Source organism: Natronococcus jeotgali DSM 18795, from assembly GCF_000337695.1.
Lineage (GTDB): Archaea > Halobacteriota > Halobacteria > Halobacteriales > Natrialbaceae > Natronococcus > Natronococcus jeotgali.
In genome coordinates, this window is record NZ_AOIA01000024.1 from 51382 (window position 1) to 64132 (window position 12751).

At 68.2% G+C, this 12751-nt stretch carries 13 protein-coding genes; 7 read left to right on the forward strand and 6 right to left on the reverse strand.

Annotated elements, in window-relative coordinates; genetic code table 11:
* Window positions 1-21: 21 nt before the first annotated feature.
* The 4 genes from C492_RS03405 to C492_RS03420 all read right to left on the reverse strand — a co-directional run bounded on the left by C492_RS03405 (window position 22) and on the right by C492_RS03420 (window position 5441).
* Complete coding sequence (locus C492_RS03405) at window positions 22-1854, reverse strand: site-2 protease family protein (protein WP_008420489.1); 1833 nt, start codon at window positions 1852-1854, stop codon at window positions 22-24.
* Window positions 1855-1928: 74 nt separating this feature from the next.
* Window positions 1929-3623, reverse strand: a complete 1695-nt coding sequence (lysS, locus tag C492_RS03410; protein ID WP_008420491.1) for a lysine--tRNA ligase — start codon at window positions 3621-3623, stop codon at window positions 1929-1931.
* Window positions 3620-4345 (reverse strand): UMP kinase, encoded by a 726-nt coding sequence (gene pyrH, locus C492_RS03415; RefSeq protein ID WP_008420492.1) that lies wholly within the window; start codon window positions 4343-4345, stop codon window positions 3620-3622. The genes lysS and pyrH overlap by 4 nt, the downstream gene beginning before the upstream one ends.
* 100 nt (window positions 4346-4445) lie before the next feature.
* Window positions 4446-5441 (reverse strand): CapA family protein, encoded by a 996-nt coding sequence (locus C492_RS03420; RefSeq protein WP_008420494.1) that lies wholly within the window; start codon window positions 5439-5441, stop codon window positions 4446-4448.
* Between the two features lie 82 nt (window positions 5442-5523).
* Here C492_RS03420 and C492_RS03425 point away from each other — a divergent pair, with 82 nt between their 5' ends.
* The 3 genes from C492_RS03425 (at window position 5524) to C492_RS03435 (ending at window position 8229) form a co-directional block, all read left to right on the forward strand.
* Complete coding sequence (locus C492_RS03425) at window positions 5524-6345, forward strand: molybdopterin synthase (protein ID WP_008420496.1); 822 nt, start codon at window positions 5524-5526, stop codon at window positions 6343-6345.
* A gap of 284 nt (window positions 6346-6629) precedes the next feature.
* Window positions 6630-6875, forward strand: coding sequence for a DUF7123 family protein (locus C492_RS03430; RefSeq protein ID WP_008420498.1), 246 nt, complete (start codon window positions 6630-6632; stop codon window positions 6873-6875).
* Between the two features lie 196 nt (window positions 6876-7071).
* Window positions 7072-8229 (forward strand): site-2 protease family protein, encoded by a 1158-nt coding sequence (locus C492_RS03435; protein WP_008420499.1) that lies wholly within the window; start codon window positions 7072-7074, stop codon window positions 8227-8229.
* On the opposite strand, the gene thiL is transcribed toward C492_RS03435, so the two are convergent.
* Window positions 8230-9135, reverse strand: coding sequence for a thiamine-phosphate kinase (gene thiL / locus C492_RS03440; RefSeq protein ID WP_008420501.1), 906 nt, complete (start codon window positions 9133-9135; stop codon window positions 8230-8232). It lies immediately after the preceding gene.
* A gap of 124 nt (window positions 9136-9259) precedes the next feature.
* Here thiL and C492_RS03445 point away from each other — a divergent pair, with 124 nt between their 5' ends.
* From C492_RS03445 to C492_RS03455, 3 genes are all read left to right on the forward strand, one after another.
* A complete protein-coding gene (locus C492_RS03445) occupies window positions 9260-9715 on the forward strand; it encodes a 30S ribosomal protein S19e (protein WP_008420503.1) in 456 nt (151 codons plus the stop codon).
* A 108-nt stretch (window positions 9716-9823) separates the two neighbouring features.
* The gene (locus C492_RS03450; RefSeq protein ID WP_008420505.1) at window positions 9824-10177 is read left to right on the forward strand and encodes a DNA-binding protein; all 354 of its coding nucleotides are present in this window, start codon (window positions 9824-9826) and stop codon (window positions 10175-10177) included.
* Entirely contained in the window at window positions 10177-10767 is a 591-nt protein-coding gene (locus tag C492_RS03455) for a DUF7411 family protein (protein ID WP_008420506.1), read from the forward strand. Before C492_RS03450 ends, C492_RS03455 begins: the two co-directional genes overlap by 1 nt.
* A gap of 13 nt (window positions 10768-10780) precedes the next feature.
* Here C492_RS03455 and C492_RS03460 read toward each other — a convergent pair whose 3' ends face one another.
* On the reverse strand, window positions 10781-11305 hold the full coding sequence (locus C492_RS03460; protein ID WP_008420509.1) for a TspO/MBR family protein: 525 nt from the start codon (window positions 11303-11305) through the stop codon (window positions 10781-10783).
* A 139-nt stretch (window positions 11306-11444) separates the two neighbouring features.
* Here C492_RS03460 and hisS point away from each other — a divergent pair, with 139 nt between their 5' ends.
* A complete protein-coding gene (hisS, locus tag C492_RS03465) occupies window positions 11445-12743 on the forward strand; it encodes a histidine--tRNA ligase (RefSeq protein WP_008420511.1) in 1299 nt (432 codons plus the stop codon).
* The last annotated feature ends 8 nt before the right edge of the window (window positions 12744-12751 follow it).

Sequence of the window (12751 nt, forward strand, 5' to 3'; positions counted from 1 at the left end):
GCCCCCGAGCGCACGGTCCGTTCAGGTCAACAGCTGGGGCCCGAACAGCATCACCACGAAGCTGGCGAGCATCGTCAGCCCGACCGTGGTCGTCACCGTTCGGACCATCCCTCGCGTGGCCTCGAACGGCAGCCGCGAAACGACCGCCTCCGTACTGGTTCGGAGGATGTGCCCGCCGTCGAGCGGGAACGCCGGGATGCAGTTGAAAAAGCCCAGTTGCACGTTGATCCACCCGGTCCAGAACAGCAGGTTGGCGGCTGCGAAGACCGCCCGGTCGCCGAACACCGAGAGCGCGCCCTCGACCTGGTAGAAGTTCTCGATCCCGCCGGTAAAGCCCGCGAAGTTGAACGGGAGGATCTCGAGAAAGCCCGCGAGCGGCAAGAAGAGTGCGAAGCCGATCTTTCCGAGGAACGAGTCCGCGAGCGGGCTGATCCCGGTGTCCCCGCCGCCCCCGAGGACCGTGAGATACGCCTCGGCGGGGTAGTGTTGAACGCCGAGCGCTTCGCTGGAGACGCCGGAGATGCCGGATATCGGCTGGTATCCGGCCGTCCCGCCCCCGGTTACCTGGCTTCGCTCGCCGAGGGTGATCTCGTACTCGACGCGCTCGCCGTCGAGGTAGCCAGCGACCGCGACCTCGTCGCCGGGATCGGTGTCGCCGAGCCGATCCTGGAGCGCCGACGCCGAGTGGATCCGCTCGCCCTCGAGTTCGGTGACGACCAGCCGTCCCCCGGCCGGAGCGCCGGCGTCGGCCAGCGGCCCGTCCTCGGCGACTCCGACGGCCGCGCCGATCGGGACCTCCCGCTGGTCGGTCTCGCCGTCCTCGCCGACGGTCAGCGTGACGACCTCGTCGTCGCCGACGGCCTCGAGCAGTTCGCCCTCGGTCGCGACCGGGTCGCCGTCGACGGCGAAGATCGACTCGCCGGTATCGACGCCGGCGGGGTTCCCGTCGACGGCCGCGGTGACGACCAGCGACCGCTGGACGGTTACCGTCTCCCCGTCGTTGCGCTCGAGTTCGACGGTCTCGCCGTCGGTAGCCTCGAGCAACTCGAGAAGCTGCGCTCGATCCTCGACGGCCTCGCCGTCGAGCGCGGTGATTCGGTCGTTGGGCTCGAGGCCGGCCTCAGCGGCGGGCGATCCCGAGGCGACGCCGCCGACGGGGGCGCCGGGGGCGACGGCGATCGAGCCGACGACCGGTCCGAACAGCAGCCCGAACACGAGGATCGTAACCGCGAAGTTGTTCGTGACGCCGGCGGCGAACATCCGGGTCTGGGCGCCGCGGGAGGCCGACTTGCTGCTCTCCTGATCGGGTTCGACGAAGGCGCCGATCGGGAGGATCGCGAGCATCGCGACCCCCATCGATTCGATGTCGATGTCCTCGACGCGACAGAGCAGGCCGTGACCGCCCTCGTGGACCACGAGCCCGACGAGCAACCCGAAGACGATCCCGGGCGTCGCCGACAGCGGGAGGAAGTCGTTGACGCCAGGAATGATCAACACGTTCCGGGGTTGCTGGACCGACGACGTCGGCTGGGGCGACGACAGCGCCGCGACCGCCGCGAACAGCAGGAAGCCGAACATCGCGACCATGACGACGATCGCGACGCCGATGCCCGCGTTGGCCCACGCCCGCCAGAACCGCTTCGGGCCGGCGAGCCAGTCCAGAAACGCCCGGCCTCGTTTGGTGTGAAACGTCGTGATCGGACCCTGCGTCCCGACGTACTCGGGCAGCAATCCGGCGTTGCGAAGCGAGAGGATCACCAGCCAGTAGGCGAGGAGTCCGACGAGCACCCACGTCAGAACCGTCGAACCGAAAAGTTCCGGAACAGAGACGAAAGCGGGAGCGCCGTGTTGCATCTGTCGTAGTTCGGGGTGGCACTCTCAAATGGTTTGTGTTGGCCGGAGCTCGCCGGGCGACGGGAGAGAACCGGTCAGCGTTCCCGGCGGAGCCGCGCGACGACGAACTCCCGGTCGAGCTTCCCGAGGAACGAGCCGAGTTTCGGCCCCTGCTCCTCGTCGAAAAAGAGCCGGTAGCCGGCCGCGAAGAAGTCGCCGACCGCGACGTCGTGGCGTTTGGCGGTCTCGTAGATCTCTCCCTGAATTTCGTCGGGTTCGTGGCCCGCCGCGACGAACTCGGCGAGCTCCTCGAGGGCGTCTTCGGTCGCCGCGTCGAACTCGTGGTCGGGGATCGCGCTGCGTTTGAGCTCGTAGTCGAACTCGTTACCGGTTCGGCGGGCCCAGTTTCGCGCCCGCTCGACGCGCTCGAGGGCGTCCTCGACGGCCCACTCGGGTGCGTCCTCGGGAACGTGGCCCTCCTTGCGGGCGACCTCCTCGCGCAGCTCGGGATCGTCGAACATGCCAAGCACCGCGGCGAAGGTGTAGGGGAGTCGAATCCGTTCTTCCCTCGGCTCCTCGACGACGAGGGGGTAGACCCGTTCGGCGAACGCCCGCTCGTCCTCGCCGGCCTCGACCTCCCCGAAGTAGGTCGCCTCGAAGCGGTCGAACTCGTCGACCAGCTGGTCGAGGCGTTCGATGCTGAAATCGCGCGCCTTCGAGGGATCCTTCGCGAAGAAGTAACGAAGCACCTCGGGCTCGAGCAACTCGAGGACGTCCGAGACGAGGATGACGTTGCCCTCCGAGGAGGAGAACGGTTCGCCCTCGAGGGTGAACCACTCGTAGACCATCGGCACCGGGGGATCGATCTCGAGGACGTTGCGCGCGACGTCCTGGCCGCTGGGCCAGGAGCCCTCGGCGTGGTCCTTGCCGAAGGGTTCGAAGTCCACGCCCAGCGCCTGCCACTGGCCGGGCCACTCGAAGCGCCAGGGCATCTTCCCCTCGCGGATCGTCGCCGTTCCCTCGTGGCCGCAGCCCTCGATGGGTCGGTCGCCGGCGTCCATGTCGGTACAGCGGTACTCGACCGTCGCCGGGTCGCTCTCTAGATCGACGCCCGTCACCGTCTCGGTGATCTTCCCGCAGTTCTCGCAGATCGGGTTGAACGGGACGTAGTCGTCGTCGACCTTGTCCTGGTACTGCGAGAGCACCTCGCGGGCCCGGTCCCGGTTGGCCAGAACGTGGCGCGTCACGTCGTCGAACTCGCCGCCGGTGTAGAGCTCGGTCGTCGACACCATCTCGATCGGGACGTCGACGGCGTCGGCGCTGTCCCGAATGATCTGCGAGAAGTGCGCGCCGTAGGAGTCACAGCAGCCGAAGGGGTCCGGAATGTCGGTGTACGGCGAGCCGAGGTTCCGGCCGAGCGCGCCCGCGTCGACCTCGCCGAGGTCGACGAGGGTTCCCTCGAGATCGCAGAGGGTTCGGGGGAGCTTCCGGAGCGGGTCCCGGTCGTCGGCGGTGAAGACCTGGCGGACCTCGCGGCCGCGCTCGCGGAGTACCTCGGCGACGTAGTAGCCCCGCATCACCTCGTTGACGTTCCCGAGGTGAGGGACGCCCGACGGCGAGATGCCGCCCTTGATTACGATCGGGTCCTCGGGATCGCGCTGTTCGACCCGATCCGCGACCGCGTCGGCCCAGAAGACGTGGCGCGCGTCGCCGTCCTCGCGCTGGAGGGTGTAGGGGCTCTCGGCGCCGAGCCCGCCGCCGTCGGTCCCGTCGTCCCCGTCCGCGCTCATCGTTCCTCGCTCGCCCAGTAGGTCGGTTCCTCGCCGACGCCGTCGGGGACGACGTCGGTTCCCTCGTGGTCGCCGTGGCGGACCGCCCGCGCGATGCGGTCGGGATCGGTGCCGTCGAGGACGATCGTCCGCATCCCCGAGCGCTCGATGATCTTGGCCGCGAGCAGGTCGACCGGCGCCGAGGCGCCGGCGTTCATCTCGAGGCCGGCGATGACGTCAACCAGCTCCGCCGCCGAGAGGGCGTCGTACTTCGTCGCGTCGTCGACCTCGTTGGGGTCGTCGCTGTAGACGCCGGGGACGCTGGTCGCGTAGACGAGCAGGTCGGCGTCGACGTACTCCGCGAACGCGGCGCCGACGGCGTCGGTCGTCTGGGCCGGCGCGACCCCGCCCATCACCGAGACGTCGCCGCGGCGCAGCGCCTCGCCGGCCTCCTCGTAGTCCTCGGCGGGCGCGGTCACCGCGTCCTCGCCGAGCGCGGCGATGAGCAGGCGCGCGTTGAGTCGGGTGACGTCGATCCCCAGCTTGTCGAGTTCGATCTCGTTGGCCCCCAGCTCGCGGGCGGCGCCGATGTACTCGCGGGCGACGCCGCCGCCCCCGACGACGGTCCCGACCCGGCAGCCGTCCTCGATCAGGTCCTCGATAACCGCGGCGTGCTCGGCGACCCGATCGGCCCCGGGCTCGGGGACGAGTACACTCCCGCCGATAGAAACGACCACTTTCATCCTAACGCGGTGTAACGGGGTCGCTATCTTAAGGATTGCCAACTGCGAGGCGGCTGTGACGGGCTCCCGTGAGGTACACTCGAACGCGCTCGGCAGTCGATCACTCCTCGAGCGAGAGGACCAGCGCGGCCCCGTCGCGTTCGAAGGCGGTTCCGAACGGGGCCGACAGCTCCCGCATCCGTTCGCGGGACCGGTCGGCGGCATCGGGGTTCGCCTCGTGGACCGCACAGTCCTCGATCTCGGTCGGGTGGAGGCGAAGTTCGAGCAACGCTCCGTCGTCGGCTCTCTGCAACACGAACAGGAAGCTCCGGTCGTTGCGAAGCGCCGGATCGACCGCGTAGTCGTCGACGAAATCGCCCGCGTCGTAGAGGATCGGACGCCCCTCGTGGACCTCGATTCCCTGGAAGACGTGAGCGCTGTGACCGTGGACGACGTCGACGCCCACCTCGATCAGCCAGCGGCCGAACTCCCGGAACGAGTCGGGTGGCTCCGTGACCATGTTCGGCCCCCAGTGCAGGGAGGCGACCAGCAGGTCGGGATCGGTCCCGCGAGCGCGCTCGAGAGCCTCGCGGACGCGGCGTCTCGTCTCCGGGTTCTCGCGGTCGATCTCGATCCAGGCGGTCCCGGGCGAGGACTCGTCGGCCGCGTACTCGGGCGTGTTGTCGGTGAACGCGACGATCGCGACCTCGAGGCCGTCGACCGAAACGACCGCGGGCTCGAGGGCCTCCCCGATCGTCCCGCCCGCGCCGGCCCGGGCGAGTTCCGCCTCGTCCAGGCGCTCGAGGGTGTCCCGCAGCGCCGCCTCCTCGTAGTCGAGCACGTGGTTGTTCGCCAGCGCGCAGACGTCGACGCCCGCCCGCTCGAGAGCGGGGACGGCCCAGTCGGGATCCGCACGGAAGTGAAACGGGCGGTGCGTGCGCCGCCACTTCGTCCCGCCGTTCGAGAGGACGCACTCGAGGTTGCACACCAGGCCGTCGAGACCGCGAAGGCGCTCGAGGGCGGTCCCCCACACCGCCTCGACGGGGCGGCGCCGCTGGCGGTCGTCGACGACCCGACCGAGCATCACGTCGCCGGTGAAACCGATTCGGGTGGCCATACGCGCTCGTTCGCGCCGCAGACACAAAGACCGCCCCCGCGACGGCGACAGCTACAAACCGGAACCGGCCCAATCCTCCGACATGTACGTACTCGGCTGTCTGAACCGCGGGACGAGCGACGAGGCCCTCGAGCGGGTCGTCGACCGGGTCGTCGATCGGCTCTCCCGGGAGGGACGGGTCGGCGTCGTCCGGTACGACGCGACGATCGCCGACGGCACCCAGGAGTCGCTGACGATCGGCGGCGACGTCACCTACGGGCTCGGCGCCGACGGCGACTGGACCGCCTCGGGAACCGGGATGTCGGTCGCCGACGCGCTCGAGGCGCTTTCGACCGACTGCGAGTACGCCGTCGTCGTCGGCGTCCCTCGGTTACGGTACCCGACACTCGTCGTCGGCGACCCCTCGGAGACCGACGAGAACGTCCTCGCGACCGTCTCCGGGCCCGCCGACCTCGAGGAGGATTCGCTGGTCGAGGCTCTCGAGGCCGAAGAGCCCTACGAGACCCTCGAGTCGCTCGTCGCGCGGGTCAAGCGGTCTCCGCGAGCCGACCGCGCGGGCGCGATCGCGACCTTTACCGGGCGGGTGCGGGCGAGGGACGATCCCGACGACGCGCGCACCGAGTACCTCGAGTTCGAGAAGTACGAGGGGGTCGCCGAGGAGCGGATGGCCGCCCTCGAACGCGACCTCGAGGCCAGAGAGGGCGTGTTCGACGTCGAGCTCTACCACCGCACCGGCGTCGTCGGAGACGGGGAGGACATCGTCTTCGTCGTCGTCCTCGCGGGTCACCGCGAGGAGGCGTTCCGAACGGTCGAGGACGGGATCAACCGCCTGAAGGACGAGGTGCCGCTGTTCAAGAAGGAAGTGACCGTCGAGGACGAGTTCTGGGTACACGAGCGAACCTGATCGCGTCGATCGATCCGGACCGATCGATACGGGGGGCAGCTAATGGGCCTGCCATAGCAAGTAAATTCAAAATAGTCAACTAATACTATAATTAATTAATTCCTTATAGAGTAGTGCGGAATAATAAGTTAGAGAGGGTTATAAATTGTCTAAGCTATTATTAACCGCTTGTAAACGGTTTCAAAAAAGACTCCATCGGCCACATTATTTCACGCTACTTTGAACGCAATTGAAATCTCGCTAATCGTCCTTCCTTTATAACATATACCGGTTGAAACTGAGTGATGTCGATGAGCACGACAGCCCAACCCTCCACGGAAAGCAAAGAACGGCGGCTGAAAAACTACCTGCGCGAGCGAGCCGAAGACGGGGAACTGTACTTCAAGGGGAAGTTCATCGCGGACGATGTCGACATGTCCCCGAAGGAGATCGGCGCGTTGATGGTCAAACTCGCCGACTCCGCGACCGATCTCGAGGTCGAGAAGTGGTCGTACACGAGCGCGACGACCTGGCGCGTGGAAGCCGTCTGAGCTGTCGGCTCTCGACGGAACCGATCCCTCCCGCGCCGGCACGACTGGGGTCGTCCGGCGCGGCACCCCCCTGATCACACGATTGCGACTGCGTCCGCGTTCCGTCGACTGTCTCGGGACGCGGGGTCACTCACTTCTTTCGAGACGGATCGCGGGAGGGAAGCCGATTTATACGAGCAGCCGCTGACTTCGGACGATGGACGACGCCGATCCGTCCGGCGATGGGACGGCGAGCGGCCGAACCGCTACCCTCGACGACGGACCGCCGCTCGAGCGAATCGAGTCCGTGTTTGCGGTCTACGAAACCCGACGAGAGGACGATCAGCTCGTCTACTACGGCGATCCGCTGGTCGCCCCCGAGCCGCTGATGCGGGAGCTGTGGCCGGTCTTTCGAGAGGGCGGTTACGACCTCGAGCTGACCAGACGCCACGGCGAGTACGCCCTCGTCGCCGAGCCGCGGACCGTCGGGATCGACGGAATCCCCTGGACGAACGTCCTCCTATTGCTCGCGACGGTGGGTTCGACGCTGTTCGCCGGATCGATGTGGTATCACATCGACCCGTTCGCGGATCCGCTGGCGATGGTGGATGCCTGGCCGTTCATGGTCGCGATCCTGAGCGTTCTCGGGGTTCACGAGATGGGACACTACGTGTTGAGTCGTTACCACGGAGTCGACGCTTCCCTTCCCTACTTCATCCCGGTACCGACGCTCATCGGGACGATGGGCGCCGTGATCAAGATGAAAGGGCGAATGCCCGATCGGAAGGCGCTGTTCGACATCGGCGTCGCCGGACCGCTAGCGGGGCTGGTTGCGACGGTCGTCGTCACGGTCGTCGGGCTCCATTTGCCGCCGGTCACCGCACCCGAATCCGTCGTCGCGGATCCGAACGCGATCCGGATCGATCTCGGCTACCCGCCGTTGCTCGAGTGGCTCGCGGTCGCTTTCGACCAGCCGCTGTACAGGGACGATCCGGCGACGGCCGTCAACCCCGTCGTCATCGGGGGCTGGGTCGGGATGTTCGTCACCTTCCTCAACCTGATCCCGGTCGGGCAGCTCGACGGCGGGCACATCCTCCGGGCGATGGCGGGTCGCCTCCAGGAGACGATCGCGGCGCTGGTGCCGGGCGCGCTGTTCGGCCTCGCCGCCTACCTCTACTACGTGGGCGACCACAGCGGCAACACGGTGTTCATCTGGGTGTTCTGGGGGATCTTCACCGCGGTGCTTGCCTCGGTCGGGCCGGCGAGCCCGATCAGGGACGAGCGCCTCGACCCCGGCCGGTTCCTGCTCGGCGTCGTCACGTTCGGCCTCGGCGCGCTGTGTTTCATGCCGGTTCCCGTCGCCATCGTTCAGTGATTAGTCCTCGCCGTGAGTGTACCCTCGGTCCGCGAGCGCCTCGTCGTCGACGGTGATGCCGTCGTCGGACTCGACGACGGTCCCGACCCGCGAGAGGGGGACGTCGACGGCCTCCCGAACCGCCTCGAGCTCCGCTTCGGGAAGCGTGGCGACGAGTTCGAAGTCCTCGCCGAACGTCGTCGCGCGCTCGAGCGCTTCTGCCTCGCTCTCCGAGACCGATCGCACGGCGTCGTCGATCGGCACGTCCGCGGCGTCGACCGCGAATCCGCAGTCGCTCGCTTCCGCGAGCTGGTGGAGCGACCGCGCGAGCCCGTCGCTCGAGTCCATCATCGCGGTCGCGTGCGGGGCCAGCGCCCGCCCCGCCGCGATCCGAGGCTCGAACCGGAACAGCTCGTTGGCGCGCTCGCGGGCGTCCGGGTCGTCCTCGCGGGCACCTCGTCGAAACAGCTCGAGGGCGGCCGCGCTCCGTCCGAGCGTTCCGGTGACACAGACCGCGTCGCCCGGGCGGGCGCCGCTTCGCGGAACGGGGTCGTCGGTCCGGCCGATCGCGGTCGTCGCGACGGTGAACTCGTCGTGGCCGTCGAGGTCGCCGCCGACGTACTCGCCGTCGACCCCCTTGCAGACGTCCCGCGCGCCGCGAACGAACGCGAGCAGCTCTTCCTCGCGGAACTCGGGGGCTGCGTAGGCGGCGACCGCGGCCGTCGCCGAAGCCCCCATCGCGGCGACGTCCGACAGCGAGGCGCCGACCGACCGCCAGCCGGCCGTGTAGCGGGTCGTCCCCGACGGAAAGTCCGTTCGCTCGTGGAGCATATCCGTGGTCACGACCAGCCCGTCGACGACCGCCGCGTCGTCGCCGGCCGGGTGGAGTTCCCCCTCCAACAGCGCCAGTGCGGCGCGCTCGTCCATACCCGGCGTTTCGGGGCCAGAACGAAAAACGGTCCGGACCGCGTCCGGCGGCGAGGACGGCGCTCGGGGTCGAGCTCGGGGAAAGACGATGGTCTTAAATGCCGCGGCGGGGAACCCAACGCCAATGGCTACGATGTACGACGTTCCGGCGGACGACCTCATCGAGGCGCTCGCCGAGGACCTCGAGGACCGACTCGACGAACCCGACTGGGGCCAGTTCGCCAAAACCGGCGTCGACCGCGAACTGCCGCCCGAACAGGAGGACTTCTGGGCAACTCGCGCCGCGAGCCTCCTGCGAAAGGTCGCCGATCGCGGCCCGATCGGCGTCGAGCGCCTCTCGACGGAGTACGGCGGCACCAAAGGCGGCACGAACCGCTACCGCGTCGCGCCCGACCGTCGCACCGACGGCTCGAAGAACGTGATCCGAACGATCCTCCAGCAGCTCGAGGAGGAGGACCTCGTCGAGACCGCCGAGGGAGAGGGGCGCCGCATCACCGCCGACGGCCGGAGCCTGCTCGACGACACCGCCGGCCAGGTTCTCGAGGAGCTCGACCGCCCGGAGCTCGAGCGCTACGCGTAGAGCCGAGTTCGACGGACCGTTTTCGCGCCGTTGGCCGACCAGCGACGGCGCTCGCACGGAGCGTCCGTAATCATTTTCCGCGTTCCCGAGCAACGGTCTACCATAGCTATGAGCGGCTCACCAGACGACGAGAAACTCGAGGAGCTCCGACAGAAGAAGATGGAACAGCTTCAGGACCGCGCCGAGGGCGGCGAGGCCGACCAGGCCAACCGGGAGGCCGCCCAGCAGCAGGCCGAAGCCCAGAAGCAGGCGCTGCTCCGCCAGCACCTGACCGACGACGCTCGCAAGCGGCTCAACACGGTCAAGATGAGCAAGGAGCAGTTCGGCGAACAGGTCGAACAGCAGGTGATCGCGCTGGCCCGCAGCGGACGCATCCAGGGGAAGATCGACGACGAGAAGATGAAACAGCTCCTCCAGGAGCTCAAACCCGACTCGAAGAGCTTCGACATCAAGCGCCGGTGATGGAGCTCGGACTGCTCTACAGCGGGGGGAAGGATTCGACGCTCGCGGCACTGGTCCTCGATGAGTTTTACGACGTGACGCTCGTGACGGTCAGTTTCGGCGTCAGCGACGACTGGAAACACGCCCGCGAGACCGCCGCGAGCGCCGGCTTCGAGTTCGAACGGCTCGAGCTCGAGCGCGACGTCGCCCGCGAGGCTGTCGATCGGATCCGCGAGGACGGCTTTCCCCGCAACGGGATTCAACATGTCCACCAGCAGGCCCTCGAGTCCCTCGCCGAGGACCGGTTCGACGCGGTCGCCGACGGCACCCGTCGGGACGACCGCGTGCCGACCGTCTCGCGGGCCCAGGCCCAGAGCCTCGAGGACCGCCACGGCGTCGACTACGTGGCGCCGCTGTCGGGGTTCGGCCGCACCGCGGTCGACCGGCTCGTCGAGGACCGCCTCGAGGTGACCGCGGGTCCGAGCGAGTCGATCGACCGCGCGGACTACGAGGGGGAGCTGCGCGCGCTCATCGCCGCGGAGGACGGTCCCGGGGCGATCGAAGAGCTGTTTCCGGACCACGAACAGACGTACGTGACGGGCGTCAGATGAGCGAGTCCCCGCGTCACCGATCGCGGTTGCGTTTCCAGAGCCCGTAGTTCAGCGCCGTCGCGAACGCGACCCAGCACAGGTACGGTACCAGCAACAGCGCCGCCCGGCGATCGATGCGAGCGAACGCGACGATCGTCGCAGCGATCGCTGGCCCGAGCAACGCGACGACGACGAGCCCGCCGAGGATCGACCGTCGACCGAAGAAGACGAGCGACCAGAGGGCGTTCAACGCGAGCTGCAGGAGGAACGTCCGCTCGGCGCGTCGTTTTCGCCTCGGGCTCGCGGTTCGCTCCCGACGGATCAGGTGCCACGCGACCCCCATCGTCGCGAACAGTGCGGTCCAGACGGGCGGAAACACCCAGCCAGGCGGCGTTCGCGGCGGCTTCTCGAGGGTCGGATACCACTCGTTCACGTCCTCGGCGGTCAACAGCCCGGGGACGACGCCGACGAGTTCGCAGAAGCCGACGGCAAGACCAAGCTCCCGCCACTCGCCGTCGCCGAGCGTCTCGGAGGGAGTCCGATCGATCCGTGGAGGCATACGACGCCTTCACCGTCGCGGTATAAATGGCTCCGCCCGCTCGGCGGACGATCGCGCGCGTCTCGACGGCGGTTTCGAGCTCGAGCGGTCGGGCGCCCAAACGAAAGGTTAGAAGGTCGCCGTCGCCGAACGATGGGGTATGTACGACGGCATCAAGGGGTTTCGTGACTTCTATCCCGGCGAGATGGCCGCCAGGCGGGCGACCACCGACACGATCGAGGACGCCGCCCGCCGGTACGGCTTCCGCGAGATCGGCACGCCCGCGCTCGAGCGCGCGGCGATGTGGACCGACAAGAGCGGCGACGAGATCGTCGAGGAACTGTACGCATTCGAGGACCAGGGCGGGCGCCACGTCGCGTTGACCCCCGAGTTGACCCCGACGGTCGCGCGGATGGTCGTCGCCAAACAACAGGAACTGTCGAAGCCGATCAAGTGGTTCTCGACGCGCCCGTTCTGGCGCTACGAGCAGGTCCAGCAGGGTCGCCAGCGGGAGTTCTACCAGACCAACGTCGACATCTTCGGCTCCTCGGAGCCCGAGGCCGACGCCGAGATCCTCGCGTGGGCCGCCGACGCCCTGACCGACCTCGGACTCACCGAGGAGCACTTCGAGTTCCGGATCTCCCACCGCGACATCCTCGGCGGCGTCCTCGAGAGCTACGAGGCCGACGTCGAGACGACCGAGGCGATCCGGGCGGTCGACAAGTCCGGCAAGATCTCGACCGCCGAGTACCACGACCTGCTCGCGGAAGCGGGGCTGACCTACGACCAGGCCGCCGAGTTCGACGACCTGATCGCGGGGGGCGACCTCGAGGCCGTCGAATCGTTCGCCGACACCGAGCGCGTGACGGCGGCCGTCGAGAACCTCCGGAACGTCCTCTCGGCGGCCGAGGACTTCGGCGCCCGAGAGCACTGTACGATCTCGCTCGAGACGGCCCGTGGTCTAGACTACTATACGGGCGTCGTCTTCGAGTGCTTCGACTCGACGGGCGAGGTCTCCCGGTCGATCTTCGGCGGGGGCCGTTACGACGACCTCATCGAGAGTTTCGGGGGCCAGCCCACGCCCGCGGTCGGGGTCGCGCCCGGCCACGCGACGCTGTCGCTACTCTGTCAGCGTGCCGGCGTCTGGCCCGAGGAGGCGGTGACCACCGACTACTACGTGTTGCAGGTCGGCGACACCCGCGCCGAGGCCGCCCGCATCACCCGCGAACTGCGCGATCGAGGTCACGTCGTCGAGACCGACGTCGCCGGCCGTTCGTTCGGCGCGCAGCTCGACTACGCGGACTCGATCAACGCCGAGACGGTCGTTATCGTCGGCGAGCAGGATCTGGCGAACGACGAGGTGACGATCAAGGACATGGAGACCGGCGACCAGCTTCAGACCCCCGTCGAGGAGTTCCCGGGCGACCTCGAGCGCCCGACGCTCGAGGACTTCGCGTAGCGGTTCCA

Excerpts from the sequence above, each read along its gene's own strand:
- C492_RS03420 (WP_008420494.1), bottom strand. The coding sequence starts at position 5,441 with ATGGCCACCCGAATCGGTTTCACCGGCGACGTGATGCTCGGTCGGGTC.
- hisS (WP_008420511.1), top strand. The coding sequence starts at position 11,445 with ATGTACGACGGCATCAAGGGGTTTCGTGACTTCTATCCCGGCGAGATG.
- thiL (WP_008420501.1), bottom strand. The coding sequence starts at position 9,135 with ATGGACGAGCGCGCCGCACTGGCGCTGTTGGAGGGGGAACTCCACCCG.
- C492_RS03460 (WP_008420509.1), bottom strand. The coding sequence starts at position 11,305 with ATGCCTCCACGGATCGATCGGACTCCCTCCGAGACGCTCGGCGACGGC.
- C492_RS03435 (WP_008420499.1), top strand. The coding sequence starts at position 7,072 with ATGGACGACGCCGATCCGTCCGGCGATGGGACGGCGAGCGGCCGAACC.
- lysS (WP_008420491.1), bottom strand. The coding sequence starts at position 3,623 with ATGAGCGCGGACGGGGACGACGGGACCGACGGCGGCGGGCTCGGCGCC.
- pyrH (WP_008420492.1), bottom strand. The coding sequence starts at position 4,345 with ATGAAAGTGGTCGTTTCTATCGGCGGGAGTGTACTCGTCCCCGAGCCC.
- C492_RS03455 (WP_008420506.1), top strand. The coding sequence starts at position 10,177 with ATGGAGCTCGGACTGCTCTACAGCGGGGGGAAGGATTCGACGCTCGCG.
- C492_RS03445 (WP_008420503.1), top strand. The coding sequence starts at position 9,260 with ATGGCTACGATGTACGACGTTCCGGCGGACGACCTCATCGAGGCGCTC.
- C492_RS03405 (WP_008420489.1), bottom strand. The coding sequence starts at position 1,854 with ATGCAACACGGCGCTCCCGCTTTCGTCTCTGTTCCGGAACTTTTCGGT.
- C492_RS03450 (WP_008420505.1), top strand. The coding sequence starts at position 9,824 with ATGAGCGGCTCACCAGACGACGAGAAACTCGAGGAGCTCCGACAGAAG.
- C492_RS03430 (WP_008420498.1), top strand. The coding sequence starts at position 6,630 with ATGTCGATGAGCACGACAGCCCAACCCTCCACGGAAAGCAAAGAACGG.
- C492_RS03425 (WP_008420496.1), top strand. The coding sequence starts at position 5,524 with ATGTACGTACTCGGCTGTCTGAACCGCGGGACGAGCGACGAGGCCCTC.